This window comes from Micromonospora sp. ABR4_055 (assembly GCF_056160425.1).
Map to the genome: position 1 here is coordinate 1 of NZ_JBSWXD010000149.1, position 17,276 is coordinate 17,276.

The following is a 17,276-nucleotide window of genomic DNA, read 5'->3' on the forward strand; positions in this document are numbered from 1 at the left end:
CGGGGAGAACAGGAATCAGACGTCGATAGGAAAAAAGACAAGAGGAAGAAGATGAGAGAAGAGCGAGAGGGCTTTCAGGCCACCGAGCCGGATCTGCCGGGCCCGCGCCCGGCGGTCAAGGACAACCCGGCCGCTGACCGGTGACCTGACCGGGCCGGTGGCGCCGCCCGACGGGAGAGTGATGCCGGCGTGCCCCGCACCCGCAAGGTGACCATCAGTACGGACGCTGCCGGTCACACCACGGGTTGGGCGACCACCGGGCTGGCAGCCACGACACCGGTGGCCCCTGACCACCAGGCAGCGGCGTTCTTCGACGTCGACAACACCATGCTGCGTGGTGCGTCGATCTACTGGCTGGCGCGTGGCCTGGCCGCCCGCAACTACTTCACCACCGCCGACCTCGCCCAGTTCGCCTGGCGGCAGGCGCGGTTCCGGCTGCTCGCCGCGGAACACGCCGGGGACATGTCGCATGCCCGGGAGGCGGCCCTGGCGTTCGTCGCCGGCTGGCGGGTCAGCGACGTGGAACGCCTCACCGAGGAGATCTTCGACGAGTTGATGGCGTCGCGGATCTGGCCCGGCAGCCGGGCCCTGGCGCAGCTGCACCTCGACGCCGGACAACGGGTGTGGCTGGTCAGCGCGACTCCGGTCGAGGTCGGCCGGGTGATCGCCCAGCGTCTCGGGTTGACCGGTGCGCTCGGTACGGTCGCCGAGGTCGTCAACGGTGCGTACACCGGTCGGCTGGCCGGCGAACTGATGCACGGCCCGGCGAAGGCCGAGGCGGTCCTGCAGCTCGCCGCAGTCGAAGGGCTCGACCTCGCCCGCTGCAGCGCGTACAGCGACTCCGCCAACGACCTGCCGATGCTCACCGCCGTCGGACACCCGGTCGCGGTCAACCCGGACACCGCACTGCGCCGCCAGGCACGGGACCTGGGCTGGCAGGTCCGGGACTTCCGGACCGGTCGCAGGGCGGCGCGGATCGCGGTACCGTCGACGGTCGCCGCCGGTTTCCTGGTCGGCGCGGTGACGGCCGGCCTGGCCATCCGTCGCCGCCGGGCAACCGGCTGACCAGGACAGCGGCAACCGGCCCACCCGGGCCGGACCTAGCGCCCACCCGGGGGCGGCGATCGGCCCACCCGGGCTGGCGACGCCGGCATCGGATCAGGAAGGCATCGGTGTGACGGTCACCGCACGCCCGGTCGAGTCGACCGGGGCGCCCAGCCACCCGCCAGGCCGGCACCGCCGCCACCGTCCGTGGCATCTGGCCGGACTGGCCGGCGCGCTGGCAGCTGCGGTCCTGCTGGTCGTGTTGCCACAGGCCGGCCCGACGACCAGCGCGGACGAGCCGGGCCGCCTGCGTACCGTCGCCGAGGTCTGGCCGGCGGCCGAGATCACCGAGGTACCCGCCAACCTCGCCGACGGGCCGGCGTACAGCCCGGTGCTGTTCCTCGACGGCGGCACCTCGGTCGGCACCGCGCCGAGCCCGGACGGCACCGCGCTGCGGCTGGTCGTGCGGGCCGCCGACGGATCGGTACGGGAACTGCGCCGGCTCCCGCTCGGCGCTACCCCGCAGTTCGGTGGGTTCACCACCAACGGGGACACGCTCGCCTGGTCCGAGTCGGTCGCGGACGAGGACGGCCGGGGGCGGACCGAGATGTGGGCCGCCAGCCTGGCCGACGACGGCGAGCCACGCCGGCTCAGCACCGACACCGGCGACGTGGTCTTCTTCAACTCCCAGTACGACATGGTGATCAACGAAGGCAGTCTGTACTGGGTCGCCGTCGCACCCGGCACCGAGCCGGCGACCGAGTTGCGGTCGGTCCCGCTGGCCGGCGGCGAAGTGACCGTTCGCACCGATCCGGGTGCCTGGGCGTTGTCCAGATGGCCGACGATGGTCAGCGCCGGCAGCGGCGAGACCGGCCCGATCCGGGTCCGTGATGTGGTCGAACGCCGGATCACCGACGTTCCCGCCGGCCCGACCGAGCTGGTCACCTGCGGACCCACCTGGTGCCGGGTGCTGGTGCTGGCGGCGGACGGTCCGGGCCGCATCGACCTGATGCGCCCGGACGGTACGGACCGTCGGCGCATCGGCGACGGCACGGTGACCGCCAGCACCATCGACGTCGCCGTGCTGGACCGGTTCGAGGTGCTGTCGCTGTCGTCGGCACCCACCTCACTGACCAACTCGCAGCAGTTGATCATCTACGACCTGCAGCGCGACGAGGCAGTCGTGGTGAGCGACGACGTGGGCATGGTGCTCTGCCGGGGTGGTGTGCTGTGGTGGTCGGTCGGCGACGACAGCGCCGCCTCCTGGCAGGTGCTGGATCTGCGAAGCTTGACGGACTGACCGGCTCACCGGCCGAACGGGTCCGGCCGGCGGTCCAACAGCCGGTGCAGGGCCTGCTGGATCGTCTCCCGCACCTGGTCGGCCAGGTTGAACACGACCAGCGGGTCATCGGCGTGGTCGGCGAACCGGGTGGTCGGGATCGGCGGGCAGAACTCGATCAGCCACTTGCTCGGCAACGGCACCAGGCCGAGCGGCCCCAGCCACGGGAACGTCGGCGTCACCGGGAAGTACGGCAGGCCGAGAATCCGGGCGAGCGGGGCGATGTTCGCCAGCATCGGATAGGTCTCCTCGGCGCCGACGATCGCCACCGGAACGATCGGCGATCCGGTACGGATAGCCGCCGAGACGAACCCACCCCGACCGAACCGTTGCAGTTTGTAACGCTGCGAGTACGGCTTACCGACTCCCTTGAAACCCTCCGGGAAGACCCCGACCAGTTCCCCGCCACCGAGCAACCGCTCGGCGTCCGGGTTGCAGGCCACGGTGCCGCCGAACTTGCGGGTCAGTTCGGACAGGAACGGCAACCGGAAGACCAGGTCGGCGCTGAGCAGCCGCAGGTGCCGGTGCCGCGGATGCTCGTCGTGCAGGATCGCGGTGAGCACGGCCGCGTCCAGCGCGACCGTGCCGGAGTGGTTGCCGACCACGAGCCCGGCACCGTCCACCGGCAGGTGTTCGACCCCGGACACCTCGGTGCGGAACCACTCGCGGTAGAGCGCCCGCAGCACCGGCAGGAACACGCCTTCGGTGAGATCGGGATCGAAGCCGAACTCGTCCACCTCGTACTCGCCGGCCAACCGGCGGCGCAGAAACGCCAGGCCGGCGGCCACCCGCTGATCCCAGACGTCGCCGGGTCGGTCCGGCACGGTCATGCCAGTTCCCGCTGATCGCCGGCGTGGGCGGCGCGGACCCGGCGGATGCCGTCCAGGATCGCCTGCTCGGCGGCGGCCAGCCGGTCGCCGGCGAGCAGCGCACCGTCCGGGTGGGCGCGCAGGAAATCGTCGAAGGCGGCCTGCGTCGACCGCGGTTCGAAACCGAACTCGCGGATCAACCGGGAGGTGTCGACCACCCGGCCGTGGACGAACAGGTCGATCTGGTCGAACCCGTAGCGCCCGACACCGAAGGCCCGGGTGACGCCGGCGGCACCGGACAGTCCCGGCTCCAGCACCGGTACGGCGACCCGGCCGGCCCGCCGGATCGCCTGGGAGAGGGTGAGCACGCCCGGCCCGGCGACGTTGAACGTGCCGGGCCGGTCCTCCACCACCGCCCGGTGCAGCACCTCGAGTGCGTCGTCGACGTGCACGAACTGCAGCCGGGGGTCCCGGCCGAAGACGGTCGGCACCAGCGGCTGGGCGAAGTAGCGGGTCAGACTGGTCTCGGCGGTCGAGCCGATGAACGGGGCGAAGCGCAGCACCGTGGCGGTGACGTCGGGCCGGCGGCGGCGGAAGCCTCGCACGTACGCCTCGATATCCAGAATGTCGCGGGCGAACCCGCCGCGCGGCACCTCGCGGGGCTCAGTCTCCTCCGTGAAGACCGCCGGATCGCGGAACGAGGCACCGTAGGCCGCCGTCGACGACCGCACCACCAGCTTGCGCAGACCGGAGGCCCGCTGGCAGGCGGCGAGCAGCTGCATGGTGCCGATGACGTTCTGTTCCTTCATCGCGGCGCGGCCGCCGTACTGCTGGTCCGGTCCACTGACGACGGCCAGGTGCACGACGGCTGACGCATTGAGGTCCGCGATGATGCCGCTGGCCGCGCCAGCGTCGGCGCGGACCTGGTCGACGTCGCGCAACAGGTCCGCGAAATCCGGCGCCGGTGTGGCAGTGTCCAGCCCGACGACCCGGCCGACCCGGGGGTCGGCGGCGAGTCGACCGGCGACCCGGGCGCCGATGAATCGGCTCGTCCCGGTTACCACCACGGTCGGGGACCTCACCATACGGCCTTCCAAGTGCTGGCGGGTGACCGGAGCGTCGCTAAGCCGGGCCTGGGCCCGGCCACGGTCACTTGCCGAGACGTCGACGCTGGACGCGGGTCTTGCGCAGCAGCTTGCGGTGCTTCTTCTTGGCCATACGCTTGCGGCGCTTCTTGACCACCGAGCCCATACGAAAGCCTTTCCAACGAACGTTCGGGTCGGCCCGTGCGCAGCGTGCGGTGTGGCTGACGCGTGGGCCGAACTGGACAACCGGCCGGGCCGGCGGGCGGACTCACCCGCGCATGCGACGGCACGGCCGGCGTCAAGCCTAGCCCGCGCGTGTCATCAGCACCAACGCGGCCCCGGCGCCAGCCGGGGGACGCGTCGGTGCCGGGCGTCTCCGGATACCCGCTAGGCGGTTTCCCGGAAAGCCCCTCGCAGGTACTCGTGCACCGCGTGTTCCGGCACCCGGAACGACCGGCCGACCCGTACCGCGGAGAGTTCACCGGAGTGCACGAGTCGATAGACGGTCATCTTGGACACCCGCATCACCCTCGCCACCTCGGCGACGGTCAGGAACTTGACCTCCGACAGCCTGTCCTCGGACTGTGGTGATCCTGCCATGGTTCACCAATCCATCCCATTTCCCCGGCGCGTGCCGCCCAGCGGGACCCTTCCGCGCCGCGACGGACAACGCACGTGTTACCAGTACGGTAACGGGGTCACTGTGACCGGCGCGATCCGTTCCGTCATTTGATGCCTGCGGCAGGGCGGCCAACACCCGTACGGGCTACCGGCACGACGCGACGGGTGACGGCTCAGCCGACCGCCCGCCGGACGTAGTCGACGCACGCCTCCTGCAGGCCCTCCCAGGACTCACCGAACTGGGTCCGGGCGGCCTCGTCGAGACCCACGCCGTCGTGCACCACGGCGCGGAAGAACGCCAACGTCCGCTCCTCGCCGAACCGGTCGACCAGGTGCCGGACCGCCAGGTAGCCCACCCCGTACCCGGCACCGACTTGCCAGTCCTCGGCGTCCGCAGTCGGCTCGACGCTGCTCAGCGGCCCCTGCCAGTCCTGTTCCAGGACCAGCCGGCGGACGTCGTCCAGCCCTTCGTAGCGGACCACCGGCCGGCCGCCGGCTGCGGCGTGCTCCGCCAGTCCTTCGATCAACCACCAGGCGGCCCGCTCCCGGTTCCCGCCGTCCGGCAGAGACGCGGCGTGGGTCAACTCGTGACGCAGCAGGTCCGGCCGGAGCACGTCGCGTAGGTTCGTGCCGTTGAGCACGATCTCGTAGTGTCCGCCGCCGACCGCCACCGCGTACCCGGCGGTCCAGTCCGGACGGTCCCCGCCGTACCAGCTGCCCCATTCGTCGGAGCCGGCGTAGAAGACCCGGTACCGGTCCGGGGCGGTGCCGGAGACCGCGTACCGGTCCGCGACCGCCGCTGCCTCCTCGGCGTCACGCAGCAGGTCGGGCAGCAGATCCCGGTGCTGTGGGGTGGTTGCCACCAGGGTCCGGTTGCCGGTCGCGACGACCAGTTCACTGACCTCCCAGGGCCGGGGCCCGTCCTGCAGGGTCAGCGACGGCTCGACCGCGACGAGGCGCAGCCGTCCACCCTTGGTGCTCCAGCGCTGACCGACCACCACCTCGCTGGTCTCGCAGGACGGCACCACGAAGCAGTGCTGGTAGCTGACCAGCAGCCGCCACTCGGTGCCGAGCGCCGCCGGGCCGGTCGGCGCCGGGGTGGCCGGTGCCGGTGACGGGCCCGCAGTGACCGTTGTCGTCGGCGCGGCAGTGGGCGTGGCGGTCGTGGCGGTCGTGGCGGTCGTGGCGGTCGTCGTCGTCGCGAGTGTGGGGGTGGCCGACCCGGTGGCCGCTGGCGTGGGCGTGGCGGCGGTCGGGGCGAATTCGACCGGCAGCGTACTGACCGACGGGCGCCACGCCGTCACCTGCATCGCGCGCAGGGTCTGGAACTGGCGGGCCAGATCGTCGTGGGCGGCCGAGCCGGGTTCGGCGACCGCGAGGAACCCCCGTTCGTCGCCGGCGATCAGCGCGGCGGCCTGCTGGTCGAGCAGGGCGTTGATCTGAGTACGCAGCCAGGCCTGGGTGGCGGCCGGCGGATCGCCCGGCGCAGGGCTGGCCGGCGGCCCGGTCTGCGGGGTGACCGTCGGTTCGATCACCGGTGGTTCCGGGCTGGGCAACCGGTCGATCAGCGCCACCGCACCGACCACCGGCACGGCGCAGAACAACACCGTCGCGACGATGCCGAGCACCGGCCAGAGCGACCAGCGCCGCTCCGGCGGCGGGGTCACCGGGACTGGCGTGGGATCCGGCTGGTCCGGCTGGTCCGGCTGGTCCGTCGGCGACGAGTCCGGTTCGTCCGATCCATCGGACTCCGGCCGCTGCGTCAATCCGTCCGGCTCTCGCTGATCGGGCTCCGGCCGCTGCGCCGAACTGTCCGGCTCTCGCTGATCCGCCGATCCGTCCGGGTCCGGCTGGTCGGTCGGTACGGAGTCCTGCCGGTCGGTCACCCGCCGAATGATACGGGGACGGGAACCATCCCGGTCCAGCCCGGGTTGAGCGGCGACACAGGGTGCCGACGTCAGTCGCGGGAGCGCAGCGCCCGGCCGAGAAACGCCACGTTGGCCGGGCGTTCGGCCAGCCTGCGCATCAGGTAGCCGTACCAGTCGGTGCCGTAGGGCAGGTAGACCCGCATGGTGTAGCCCTCCCCCGCGAGCCGGGCCTGTTCGGCCGGTCGAACCCCGTACAGCATCTGGAACTCGAACTCCTCCGGCGCCCGGTCGAACCAGCGGGCCCGGTCCTCGGCGATCGCGATCAGGCGCGGGTCGTGGGTGGCCAGCATCGGGTAGCCGGCACCGGAGAACAGGATGTTGAGGCACCGTACGAAGGACTTGTCGACGTCGATCGCCGACTGGTAGGCGACCGACTCCGGCTCCGCGTACGCACCCTTGCACAGCCGCACCCGGGAACCGGCGGTGGCCAACTCCCGGCAGTCCGCCTCGGTACGCCGCAGGTACGCCTGCAGCACCGCACCGGTGGATGGATGGTCGGCACGCAGCCTCTGCAGGATGTCCAGCGTCGAGTCGGTGGTGGTGTGGTCCTCCATGTCGAGGGTGACGGTGCCACCGGCGGCGGCCGCCGCCGCGCAGATCGCGCGGGCGTGCTCGGTCGCCGCCGGCTCGTCGAACCGCTGTCCGAGCGCGGAGAGTTTCACGCTGACGTCGGCACCAGCAGCGAGACCGGCCCGGTCCAGCGCGTCGAGCAGGGCCAGGTACTCCGCCCGCACCGCGCTGGCCTGCTCAGCGGTGGTGGTGTCCTCGCCGAGGTGGTCGATGCTGATAACCAGGCCGGCACCAGTCAGCTCGGCCGCGGCGGTCAACGCCGCGTCGATCGTGGTGCCGCCGACAAATCGGCGTACCACGTCACGGCTGAACGGGGCGGCGGCGACCAGCCGTTCGATCGTGGTCGACCGGGACGCGGCGAGGATGACCGAGCGAAGCATAGGGCGAGGGTATCGCCCTTGACGACGACCGGCCCGGTCAGTGGCCGAGGTCCGGCGACGCAGGGCGTGCATCGGTGAGCTACAACAGTGCTGTGGACAAGATCTCCCCGCGCCGGCTCCGGTCGACCAGCGTCCAACTCGGCGCGCTGACCGCGCTGGCGCTCTCCCTCTCCGGCTGCAACCTGGTCCCGGACGACGACTGCGACGACGACCGGTCGATGGGTTCCGGCTCCGGCGACGGCACGACGGTGCTGGCGATGGCCGCGGGCGGTGCCGGGGTGGTCGTCGCCCGTACCGCGCCGGAAGCTGCGGCCGGGACCGCCGCGGCTGTCCCCGACCGAGGCGGGTTCGGCACCCACCTCGCCTCCTGCGGCGGCTGAGCGTGCGGCGCGAAACCTGCCGGCCCCGGCCGGACTGGGACGCGACGGTACGGCAGCAGGGCCTGGTCTACGCCGACACCGAACTGCCCAACGGCTCGGTGATGTCCTACTGGGACGAATCCGCCTGCTACGCCTTCGACCTGCCGGAGGTGCTGCGACTGGAGGAGGCGACCGAGGAGCTGCACCGGATGGCGGCGACGGCGGCCGAGCACGTGGTGACGCACCGGCGGTACGCCGACTTCGGCATTCCGGCGTGGGCCGCCGACGCCGTCGCCCGGTCGTTGCGCGAGCGGCCACCGAGTCTGTACGGCCGATTCGACCTCTGGTACGACGGCTCCTGGCCGCCGAAGCTGCTGGAGTACAACGCCGACACCCCCACCGCCCTGGTCGAAGCCGCGATCGTGCAGTGGTACTGGCTGGAGGACACCCGACCGCAGCTCGACCAGTGGAACAGCCTGCACGAACGGCTGGTGGCGGGCTGGGCGCAGATCAAGGCCGGGATGTACCACCCGACGCTGCACGTCACCTGGTCGAGCGAGGAGGAGACCGGCGAGGATCTGATGACCGCCGGCTACCTCGCCGAGACCGCCCGGCAGGCCGGGCTGACCGCCGAGCTGCTGCCGATGCTGGACGTCGGCTGGGACGGCCGGCGCTTCGTTGACGCCGCCGACCGGCCGATTACCACCTGCTTCAAGCTCTACCCGTGGGAGTGGATGCTGGCCGAGCCGTACGGTCGGTTGGCGCTCGAACCGGGCACCCCGACCACCTGGATCGAGCCGGCCTGGAAGCTGCTGCTGTCGAACAAGGCACTACTGGCGGTGCTCTGGGAGCTGTTTCCGGACCACCCGTACCTACTGCCGGCGTACCTGGACGGACCGCGCGGGATGTCGGAGTACGTCGCCAAGCCGCTGCTCGGCCGGGAAGGCGCGGGGGTACGGATCGTGACCGCAGGCGGCGAGATCGGGAATCCGGGCGACTACGGCGCCGAAGGCTGGTGCTACCAGGAGTTCCGGGCGCTGCCGGCGTTCGACGACAACCATCTGGTGCTGGGCAGCTGGGTGGTGGACGGCGAGTCCGCCGGTGCCGGGTTGCGGGAGAGTTCCGGATTGATAACCGACGGGTACGCCCGGTTTCTGCCGCACTACGTGGCCGCCCACCGGGCGATCTGAATCGTCTACGGTTGTCAGGTGGACTTCGACGCCTACGCGCGGACCGCAGTTGATCTGGTCAACTCCCCGTTGGCTGACCTCGACGACCTGAGGGCGCTGTTCCACGGCGACCACGTCTGGATGTGCGACGAGGTCTGTGACCGCGACCTGACGGTGTTCCGGCGGGCCGCTAGACGCCTGCGGGATGTCTTCGAGTACGGCACCACCGGACGCGATGCCGACGCGGTCGCCGAGCTCAACTCGCTGCTCGCGGCGTTTCCGGTGCAGCCGCGAATCTCCGGCCACGACTCCAACGACTGGCACATGCACGTGACCGGCCGGGGAGCCTCGGTCAGCGCCGAGTATCTGGCCGGGGCGGTGTGGGGGCTGTCGGTCTGGCTGTGCGAGTACGGCAGTGCCCGCTTCGGCGTCTGCGCTGACGCCCGCTGCGGCAACGTCTACCTGGACACGTCGTCGAACTGCTGCCGGCGGTTCTGCTCGGAGCGCTGCGCCACCCGTTCGCACGTGGCCGCGCACCGGGCCCGCAAGCGCGCCGCCGTCGAGGACAAGCCGCTGCTGCCGGTCAGCTGACCGGTGTTCCCCGACTCCAGCCGGCCAGTTTCCTCCGGCCCAGCCGGCCAGTCTTTCCGGCTCAGCCGGCCGGCTGGTCGACGGTCGCCGACCAGCCGGGGCTGCCGCCGTCGATGGTGGCCAGGTGCCGGCGGGCGAACGCCAACGACTCGCGCAGGTCGGCCTCGCGCACCGTACGGCTGCGGGCGCCGCGGGTGGCGACCTCGACCGCCACCGCGCCCCGGAAGCCGTTGCCGGCCAGCGAGCTGAGCAGCTCGCCGCACGGCTGGTTGCCCCGGCCGGGGACCAGATGCTCGTCGCGGCCGAGGCCGCTGCCGTCGCCGAGGTGCACGTGCTCCAGGCGGTCGCCCATCGCGGCGGCGAGGGCCAGTGCGTCGGCCCGCGACGCGGCGCAGTGCGACAGGTCGAGGGTGTACGCGTCGTAGCCGACCTCGGTCGGATCCCAGCCGGGCTGATACGGGACGAACTCACGGCCGGCCATCCGGACCGGGAACATGTTCTCCACCGCGAACCGCACCTGTGGGTGGGCGTCGCGCAGGGTACGCAGCCCGTCGGCGAAGGTACGGGCGTAGTCGCGTTGCCAGCTGAACGGTGGATGCACCACGACGGTCGGCGCGCCGAGCGTCTCGGCCAGTACGGCCGAGCGGCGCAGTCGTTCCCACGGGTCGGAGCTCCAGACCCGCTGGGTGACCAGCAGGCAGGGGGCATGCACAGCGAGTACCGGCACACCGTAGTGCGCGGCGAGCCCACGCAGCGCGCCAGCGTCCTGGCTGACCGCATCGGTCCAGACCATCACCTCGATGCCGTCGTAGCCGAGCGCGGCGGCCAGCTCGAAGGCGGCCGCCGTCGGCTCGGGAAACACCGATGAGCTGGAGAGCAGCACGGGTACCGCGGAGGTCACGTCGCCCAGCCTAGCCCGGCCGGCGCAGACCTGCCGGATCGGTGACCATGCCAAGGTCACCGGCAGAGATCAGCTCCAATTGAGCCATCCGGCGCAGGATCACCCCTTCCCGCAGCGCCCACGGACAGATGTCCAGCGACTCGATGCCCAACTGCCGCATGACCGACTCGGCCACCACCGCCCCCGCCAGCAACTGATGCCCCCGGCTGGCGCTGACCCCTTCGAGTTCGTGCAACTCGGCGGGCGGGATGTGGCGGATGAACCCGGTCACCTGACGCAGCCCGGTACGGGTCAGCCGCCGGGGTGCCCACAGCCCGGCGCTGGACGGCGCGGCCCCGGTCAGCCGGGCCAGGGTGCGGAACGTCTTGGAGGTGCCGACCGCCCGGTCCCAGCCCTGCGCCTGCAGCAGCGGAACCATCGTCTGCACCTGGGCGTCGACGTACTCCCGCAGGTCGGTGACGAACTGTGCGGCCGGTGGGCTGACAGTGAACGGGGTGACCCCGAGTCGTTCCCGGGTCAACCGGCCGGCCCCGAGCGGCAGCGACTGGGCCAGGTGCGGCTCCTCGTCGACCCCGGCGGCCAGTTCCAGGGAGCCGCCGCCGATGTCCAGCACCAGCAGCCGGCCGGCGGACCAGCCGAACCAGCGGCGGACCGCGAGGAAGGTCATCCGGGCCTCGTCGGCGCCGGAGAGCACCTGCAGGTGCACGCCGGTCTCGGCGCGGACCCGGGCCAGCACCGCCGCCGAATTGGTGGCGTCGCGCACCGCCGAGGTGGCGAACGCGATCAGGTCGCTGGTCTGCCAGTGGTCGGCTGCGGCCCGCGCGGCGGCCACCGCTTCGACCAGGGCGTCCGCCCCGGCCGGGGTGAGCGCGCCGTCCGGTCCGATCTGTTCGGCGAGCCGCAGCAGCGACTTCTCCGAGTGTGCCGGCCACGGGTGGGCGCCGGGGTGTGCGTCCACCACGAGCAGATGCACGGTGTTGGAACCGACGTCGAGCACACCCAGTCGCATGTGATCACCCTAGGCCAACCCGGCGTACCGACCCGCTTGCCCGTTCCGCCGCAGGTGGCAGGCGTACGCTGGCCGGGTGGCACCCCGTGACGAGCTCCGGATCCTGGTCGAGACCCCGGCCGACCCCCGCAGTCGGGAGGTCGAGCTGGACTTTCCCCGTGAGTGGATCGAGTTCGTCGACCCGGCCGACGCCGCGCATCTGGTCCGGGCCGACCTGACCTGGTTGCTGTCCCGCTGGACCTGTGTGTTCGGTGGGTCCTGCCACGGCATCATCGCCGGGCGGGCCGGGGACGGCTGCTGTTCGCACGGTGCCTTCTTCACCGACAGCGACGACGAGAACCGGGTCAAGTCGGCTGCGAAGCGGCTCACCCCGCAGACCTGGCAGCACTACCGGCGCGGGTTCAAGAACTACACCGAGATGGACACCGTCGACGGTAGGAATCCGGCGCGGCGGACCGCCACCCGCAGCGCCGACGGGCCGTGCGTGTTCCACAACGACGCCGACTTCCCCGGCGGCGGGGGCTGCGCGCTGCACGCCCAGGCGCTGCGCGACGGGGTGCATCCGCTGGAGTACAAGCCGGACGTCTGCTGGCAGTTGCCGATCCGCCGGGACCAGGAGTGGACCAAGCGTCCGGACGGCAGCAAGGTGCTGGTCTCCACGCTGACCGAGTTCGACCGGCGGGGCTGGGGTGCCGGTGGGCACGACCTGGACTGGTGGTGCACCTCGTCGCCGGAGGCGCACGTCGGGGGCGAGCCAATGTACCGGTCGTACGAGCCGGAGCTGACCGCGCTGGTCGGCAAGGCGGCGTACGCCCGCCTGGCCGAGCTGTGCGCGGCACGGGCCCGGCGCGGCCTGGTGGCAGCGCACCCGGCCACGCCGCGTCGGCGGACGCCGAACGCCCGCCGGTCGGAGTGACACCGACGCGACCGGCGGCACCGGCACAGGCCCCAACATCTGGTCAGGACTCGAACTTGTAGCCCAGCCCGCGCACGGTGACGATGAAGCGCGGCGCCGACGGCTCCGGTTCGATCTTGGAACGCAGCCGCTTGACGTGCACATCGAGGGTCTTGGTGTCACCGACGTAGTCGGCACCCCACACCCGGTCGATCAGCTGCCCCCGGGTGAGCACCCGGCCGGCGTTGCGCAGCAGCAGCTCGAGCAGCTCGAACTCCTTCAGCGGCAGCTGGACCGAGTCCCCGCCGACGGTCACCACGTGCCGCTCGACATCCATCCGGACCGGTCCGGCGGTCAGCGTCGCGGTGGACGGCTCGATCACCTCGGTGCTCTGTCGGCGCAGCACCGCCCGGATCCGGGCGACCAGTTCCCGGGGCGAGTACGGCTTGGTGACGTAGTCGTCGGCGCCGATCTCCAGGCCCACCACCTTGTCGATCTCGCTGTCCCGGGCAGTCACCATGATGATCGGCACCCGCGAGCGTTGCCGCAGTTCACGGCAGACCTCGGTGCCGGACATCTCGGGCAGCATCAGGTCGAGCAGCACGATGTCCGCTCCGGTGCGGTCGAATTCGGTGAGCGCGTCGGTGCCGGTTGGCGCCACCGACACCTCGAACCCCTCTTTGCGCAGCATGTAGGAGAGCGCGTCGGAGAAGGACTCCTCGTCCTCCACCACGAGTACCCGGGCCACTTGTCGTTCCTTCCCTGTGTCCGGCCTGATCCGCTCAGACCTGCTCGTGCGCGGCCGGACCGGTGTCGATCTCAACCGATTCGGGTAGCGGCAGTGCGGCGTCCGGCGGGCTGGCAGGCAGCCGCAGCGTGAACGTCGACCCTCCACCCAGCGTGCTGGACACCTCGACCCGACCGCCATGGTTGGTGACGATGTGCTTGACGATGGCCAGGCCCAGCCCGGTGCCGCCGGTGCTGCGTGAGCGCGCCTGGTCGGCCCGGTAGAACCGTTCGAAGATCCGGTCGACCTCGTCGGGGGCGATGCCGATGCCCTGGTCCGCGACGGCGATGTCGACGAAGCCATCGACCCGGGTGACGGTCACCGTGACCCGGGTGTCCTCACCGGAGTAGGCGATCGCGTTCTCCACCAGGTTCGCCAACGCGGTGGCGATCTGGCTGTCACGACCGTACACGGTCAGCCCGCGTTCGCCCGCCACCGCCACCTCGACCCGGCGGGCCGCAGCCGGGGTACGGGTCCGGTCCACGACCTCGGCGAGCACCCAGTCGACGGCGATCGGGTCGGGCGCCGGCAGCGGCTCGGCCCCCTGCAGCCGGGTGAGTTCGAGCAGCTCGTTGACCAGCCGGCCGAGCCGGGTCGACTCGTGCTGAATCCGTTCGGCGAACCGGCGGGCGGCGGCCACGTCATCGGTCGGGTCGGTGACCGCGCTGTCCGGATCGGTGGCGTCCAGCAACGCCTCGGCGAGCAACTGCAGGGCACCGATCGGGGTCTTCAGCTCATGGCTGACGTTGGCGACGAAGTCCCGGCGGACCCTGGCCACCCGGTGCGACTCGGTGACGTCGGCGGCTTCGACCGCCACGTGGTTGTCGCGCAGGCCGACGGCCCGCAGGTGCACCCCGAGCGGGTCCTGGGTGCCGCCTTCGCGGCCCCGGGGCAGGTCGAGCTCCACCTCGCGGCGCACGCCGGTGCGGCGGACCTGCCCGGCCAGGGTACGGATGATCGGGTGCGCGGCGACGCTGCCCGGCGTGGGTCCGGCCCGGAGCATGCCCATCGCCCGGGCCGCCGGGTTGACCAGCACCGGTCGGTCGGCGCCGTCGAGCACCACCACACCGACCCGTAGTGAGTCCAGGCTCCGGCGGGCCAGCGAGTCGATCAGGCTGCGGTCCGGGGTCGGGGGTGCCGCAGCGGCGTCGTTCGCGACGATCGGCGGCCTCCCGTTGCTGGACGTACGCTGCCCGCCCCGGTGTTCAACCGGGGCGGATGCCAGTTGTCGTGCCCGGGCTCGCGCCAGGAGCAGACCGGCGACGAGCCCGCCGCCAGTGCCGACGGCCGCACCGCCGGCCAGAACCGCCCAATCCACGGGGCGATCGTAGGGTCATTGTTAACCTGGTCAGCCACCCGAACAGGACATATCTCACCGCAATCGTCAGATGTTCATACTGCCGCCCCGCTCTGTTCACCCCTGTTCATCTGGGTGCCGGCAAGCCGCCATACGGTGTGGGCGACACCGGGCGGGACCAGGACCGGAGACCTCCCACCACGACGACGGAAGGCCACCATGCGCGAGGAGTTCCAGGCCGAGCTGCAGGAAATCAGCGAACTGCTGGTATCGATGGCGGAAGCCGCTCAGACGGCGCTGCGCCGGGCGACCGGCGCGCTGCTCACCGCCGACCGCGAGGCCGGCGAGCTGGTGCTGGTCAACGATGCCGAGATCGATGCCCTCTACCGCACGGTGGAGGAACGGGTCAGCGATCTACTGGCCCGGCAGGCGCCGGTCGCCTCCGACCTGCGGATGGCGATCACCGCGCTGCACGTGGCCTCCGGGTTGGAGCGGATGGGCGACCTCGCCGACCACGTGGCCAAGACCGCCCTGCGGCGGCACCCGTCACCAGCGGTCCCGGCCGAGCTACGCGGAGTGTTCTCGGAGATGGCCGAGGTCGCCGACCGCATGATCGCGAAGGTGGTCGGGGTGCTGCGTACCCCGGACGCGAAGACCGCCGCCGAGCTCGACAGCGACGACGACGCGATGGACGAGCTGCACCGCAAGCTGTTCCGGGTGCTGCTGGGCAAGGACTGGCCGTACGGTGCGGAGACCGCCATCGACGGCGCGCTGCTGGGCCGGTTCTACGAGCGGTACGCCGACCACGCGGTCAATGCCGGCCGGCGGGTCGTCTACCACGTGACCGGGGTGAACCCGAACGACTGAGCACCAGGGCGCCGGGGCCAGGGGTACGGGGCGGGCAACGTCCCGTACCCCTGGTCCGACGGCTCAGCGGCCCTGGTTGGCGACCGCGGCGGCCGCGGCAGCGGCGGCGTCCGGGTCCAGGTAGTCACCGCCGACGTTGACCGGCCGCAGCGCGCCGTCCAGGTCGTAGCGCAGCGGGATGCCGGTCGGGATGTTCAGCTTGGCGATCGCCTCGTCGGAGATCCCGTCGAGGTGCTTCACCAGCGCCCGCAGCGAGTTGCCGTGCGCCGCGACCAGCACCTGCTTGCCGGCGAGCAGGTCCGGCACGATCGCGTCGTACCAGTACGGCAGCATCCGCCGCACCACGTCGGCCAGGCATTCGGTCCGGGGCATCAACTCGGGCGGCAGCTCCCGGTACCGCGGCTCGCCGACCTGCGACCAGTCGTCGTCGTCGGCGATCGGCGGCGGCGGGGTGTCGTAGGAGCGACGCCAGAGCATGAACTGCTCCTCGCCGTACTCCTCCAGGGTCTGCTTCTTGTTCTTGCCCTGCAGCGCACCGTAGTGCCGCTCGTTGAGCCGCCACGACCGGCGCACCGGGATCCAGCCCCGGTCCGCGGTGTGCAGCGCCAGTTCGCTGGTCCGGATGGCCCGCCGCAGCACGCTGGTGTGCACGACGTCCGGCAGCAGGTTGTGCTGCGCCAGCAGCTCACCGCCACGCCGCGCCTCGGCCTCGCCCTTGGCAGTCAGATCCACGTCGACCCAACCGGTGAAGAGGTTCTTCGCGTTCCACTCGCTCTCGCCATGCCGGAGCAGCACCAGTGTCCCCACAGTCATGACCTCATCCTGCCGGAACCGGCCGTCGCGAACTCACCGGCCTGCGGTGACGACCACCACGTGGAACTCACCCGTCGGTCGGTCGGGCCTGCCTCGACAGGTAGGTGCAAAGGCGGTTCGGCCGTCACGCGGACTCCGGAGTTGCCTCGATCTCGAGGCGGATGGCCTGCTGGCAAAGTTCGAACATACCGTGCAATTCGGTCTCACTTGGCGCATGCGCGATGATGGAACCGACCCGGTCGTTGGAGGAACGCACGTCGTCCAGATAGGCACCCGGCTCCACATCGATCATCGTCTCGTGCACCGCAGCCGGCGCGTCCAGCGCCACCGGCTCCACTGGGCGTCGGATCAGCGTACTTCCCCACCAGTGCGGCGTCAGGCCCTCGACGTCGCAATGGACGGCCTTGAGATGCCCGGCGCGCTGCGCCAGGAAGCGCTGCCCGGTCCACCGACGGATTGAGGCGACTGGGCTGGCCGGCGTCGCGTCGGTGACGATCGCGTCGATGAGCACCTTCTCCAAGGAGACACCCATCGCCAGCTCCCACAGGGTTGGGATGGCGTCCCCACCGCCCCGAGCGGTCAGTTCCATCAGTACCGCCCCTCGTTCCGGATCCAGCCGAAGCTCGACATGGGCCATGCCGGTGCCCATCTGCAGCTGGTCCACGGCCTCTGCCGCCACCCGGCGCAGAACGTCGTAGCTCTGCTGATCTTGCGGCCCGACCTGGAGGACTTCCCAAAACTATTTCCAGGTCGGTTCAACGCAATCCGTAAACGCGAAAGATCTCCAACTTGGTTACCGTAAGTAATGTGGC

19 protein-coding genes are annotated in these 17,276 nt (G+C 71.3%); 7 read left to right on the forward strand and 12 right to left on the reverse strand.

Annotation, left to right across the window (positions count from 1 at the left end):
* Window positions 1-189: 189 nt before the first annotated feature.
* Together ACXAHD_RS25960 and ACXAHD_RS25965 are read left to right on the forward strand one after the other, a co-directional pair.
* Window positions 190-1,065, forward strand: coding sequence for an HAD family hydrolase (locus tag ACXAHD_RS25960; protein ID WP_281553059.1), 876 nt, complete (start codon window positions 190-192; stop codon window positions 1,063-1,065).
* Between the two features lie 109 nt (window positions 1,066-1,174).
* Window positions 1,175-2,344, forward strand: a complete 1,170-nt coding sequence (locus ACXAHD_RS25965; RefSeq protein ID WP_281553058.1) for a hypothetical protein — start codon at window positions 1,175-1,177, stop codon at window positions 2,342-2,344.
* Window positions 2,345-2,349: 5 nt separating this feature from the next.
* Here ACXAHD_RS25965 and ACXAHD_RS25970 read toward each other — a convergent pair whose 3' ends face one another.
* The 6 genes from ACXAHD_RS25970 to ACXAHD_RS25995 form a co-directional block, all read right to left on the reverse strand.
* Window positions 2,350-3,213 (reverse strand): lysophospholipid acyltransferase family protein, encoded by an 864-nt coding sequence (locus ACXAHD_RS25970; RefSeq protein ID WP_281553057.1) that lies wholly within the window; start codon window positions 3,211-3,213, stop codon window positions 2,350-2,352.
* Window positions 3,210-4,277 (reverse strand): NAD-dependent epimerase/dehydratase family protein, encoded by a 1,068-nt coding sequence (locus tag ACXAHD_RS25975; protein WP_289212110.1) that lies wholly within the window; start codon window positions 4,275-4,277, stop codon window positions 3,210-3,212. Before ACXAHD_RS25975 ends, ACXAHD_RS25970 begins: the two co-directional genes overlap by 4 nt.
* 64 nt (window positions 4,278-4,341) lie before the next feature.
* Window positions 4,342-4,443, reverse strand: a complete 102-nt coding sequence (locus ACXAHD_RS25980; RefSeq protein ID WP_007465623.1) for a 30S ribosomal protein bS22 — start codon at window positions 4,441-4,443, stop codon at window positions 4,342-4,344.
* Window positions 4,444-4,664: 221 nt separating this feature from the next.
* Window positions 4,665-4,877, reverse strand: a complete 213-nt coding sequence (locus ACXAHD_RS25985; RefSeq protein ID WP_123605749.1) for a helix-turn-helix domain-containing protein — start codon at window positions 4,875-4,877, stop codon at window positions 4,665-4,667.
* Window positions 4,878-5,071: 194 nt separating this feature from the next.
* Complete coding sequence (locus tag ACXAHD_RS25990; protein ID WP_475053840.1) at window positions 5,072-6,784, reverse strand: hypothetical protein; 1,713 nt, start codon at window positions 6,782-6,784, stop codon at window positions 5,072-5,074.
* Between the two features lie 71 nt (window positions 6,785-6,855).
* Window positions 6,856-7,776, reverse strand: a complete 921-nt coding sequence (locus ACXAHD_RS25995; protein WP_281553054.1) for a proline dehydrogenase family protein — start codon at window positions 7,774-7,776, stop codon at window positions 6,856-6,858.
* Window positions 7,777-7,850: 74 nt separating this feature from the next.
* Here ACXAHD_RS25995 and ACXAHD_RS26000 point away from each other — a divergent pair, with 74 nt between their 5' ends.
* Genes ACXAHD_RS26000 through ACXAHD_RS26010 form a run of 3 tightly spaced genes read left to right on the forward strand, consistent with a single transcriptional unit; the run spans window position 7,851 to window position 9,895 of the window.
* Window positions 7,851-8,156: a hypothetical protein gene (locus ACXAHD_RS26000; protein WP_281553053.1), complete on the forward strand. Its 306-nt coding sequence runs from the start codon at window positions 7,851-7,853 to the stop codon at window positions 8,154-8,156.
* 2 nt (window positions 8,157-8,158) lie between these two features.
* Window positions 8,159-9,325 carry a glutathionylspermidine synthase family protein gene (locus ACXAHD_RS26005; RefSeq protein ID WP_281553052.1) on the forward strand — a complete coding sequence of 389 codons (1,167 nt, stop codon included), beginning with the start codon at window positions 8,159-8,161 and terminating at the stop codon, window positions 9,323-9,325.
* An 18-nt stretch (window positions 9,326-9,343) separates the two neighbouring features.
* A complete protein-coding gene (locus ACXAHD_RS26010; RefSeq protein WP_281553051.1) occupies window positions 9,344-9,895 on the forward strand; it encodes a CGNR zinc finger domain-containing protein in 552 nt (183 codons plus the stop codon).
* Window positions 9,896-9,956: 61 nt separating this feature from the next.
* On the opposite strand, the gene ACXAHD_RS26015 is transcribed toward ACXAHD_RS26010, so the two are convergent.
* Window positions 9,957-10,796: a sugar phosphate isomerase/epimerase family protein gene (locus ACXAHD_RS26015; protein ID WP_281553050.1), complete on the reverse strand. Its 840-nt coding sequence runs from the start codon at window positions 10,794-10,796 to the stop codon at window positions 9,957-9,959.
* Window positions 10,797-10,806: 10 nt separating this feature from the next.
* Window positions 10,807-11,805, reverse strand: a complete 999-nt coding sequence (locus tag ACXAHD_RS26020; protein ID WP_281553049.1) for a Ppx/GppA phosphatase family protein — start codon at window positions 11,803-11,805, stop codon at window positions 10,807-10,809.
* A gap of 100 nt (window positions 11,806-11,905) precedes the next feature.
* Between ACXAHD_RS26020 and ACXAHD_RS26025 the strand changes: the two genes are divergently transcribed.
* Window positions 11,906-12,721, forward strand: coding sequence for a DUF3109 family protein (locus ACXAHD_RS26025; RefSeq protein ID WP_475053850.1), 816 nt, complete (start codon window positions 11,906-11,908; stop codon window positions 12,719-12,721).
* 43 nt (window positions 12,722-12,764) lie between these two features.
* On the opposite strand, the gene ACXAHD_RS26030 is transcribed toward ACXAHD_RS26025, so the two are convergent.
* Together ACXAHD_RS26030 and ACXAHD_RS26035 are read right to left on the reverse strand one after the other, a co-directional pair.
* Entirely contained in the window at window positions 12,765-13,448 is a 684-nt protein-coding gene (locus ACXAHD_RS26030; RefSeq protein ID WP_281553047.1) for a response regulator transcription factor, read from the reverse strand.
* Window positions 13,449-13,482: 34 nt separating this feature from the next.
* Window positions 13,483-14,805 carry a sensor histidine kinase gene (locus ACXAHD_RS26035; RefSeq protein ID WP_281553046.1) on the reverse strand — a complete coding sequence of 441 codons (1,323 nt, stop codon included), beginning with the start codon at window positions 14,803-14,805 and terminating at the stop codon, window positions 13,483-13,485.
* A 198-nt stretch (window positions 14,806-15,003) separates the two neighbouring features.
* On the opposite strand from ACXAHD_RS26035, the gene phoU reads away from it, so the two are divergent.
* Window positions 15,004-15,651: a phosphate signaling complex protein PhoU gene (phoU, locus tag ACXAHD_RS26040; protein WP_123605756.1), complete on the forward strand. Its 648-nt coding sequence runs from the start codon at window positions 15,004-15,006 to the stop codon at window positions 15,649-15,651.
* Window positions 15,652-15,714: 63 nt separating this feature from the next.
* Here the strand turns inward: phoU and ACXAHD_RS26045 are convergent, their stop codons facing one another.
* Together ACXAHD_RS26045 and ACXAHD_RS26050 are read right to left on the reverse strand one after the other, a co-directional pair.
* A complete protein-coding gene (locus tag ACXAHD_RS26045) occupies window positions 15,715-16,464 on the reverse strand; it encodes a phosphoglyceromutase (RefSeq protein WP_233606528.1) in 750 nt (249 codons plus the stop codon).
* Window positions 16,465-16,588: 124 nt separating this feature from the next.
* On the reverse strand, window positions 16,589-17,128 hold the full coding sequence (locus ACXAHD_RS26050) for a hypothetical protein (RefSeq protein WP_281553045.1): 540 nt from the start codon (window positions 17,126-17,128) through the stop codon (window positions 16,589-16,591).
* Between the last annotated feature and the right edge of the window lie 148 nt (window positions 17,129-17,276).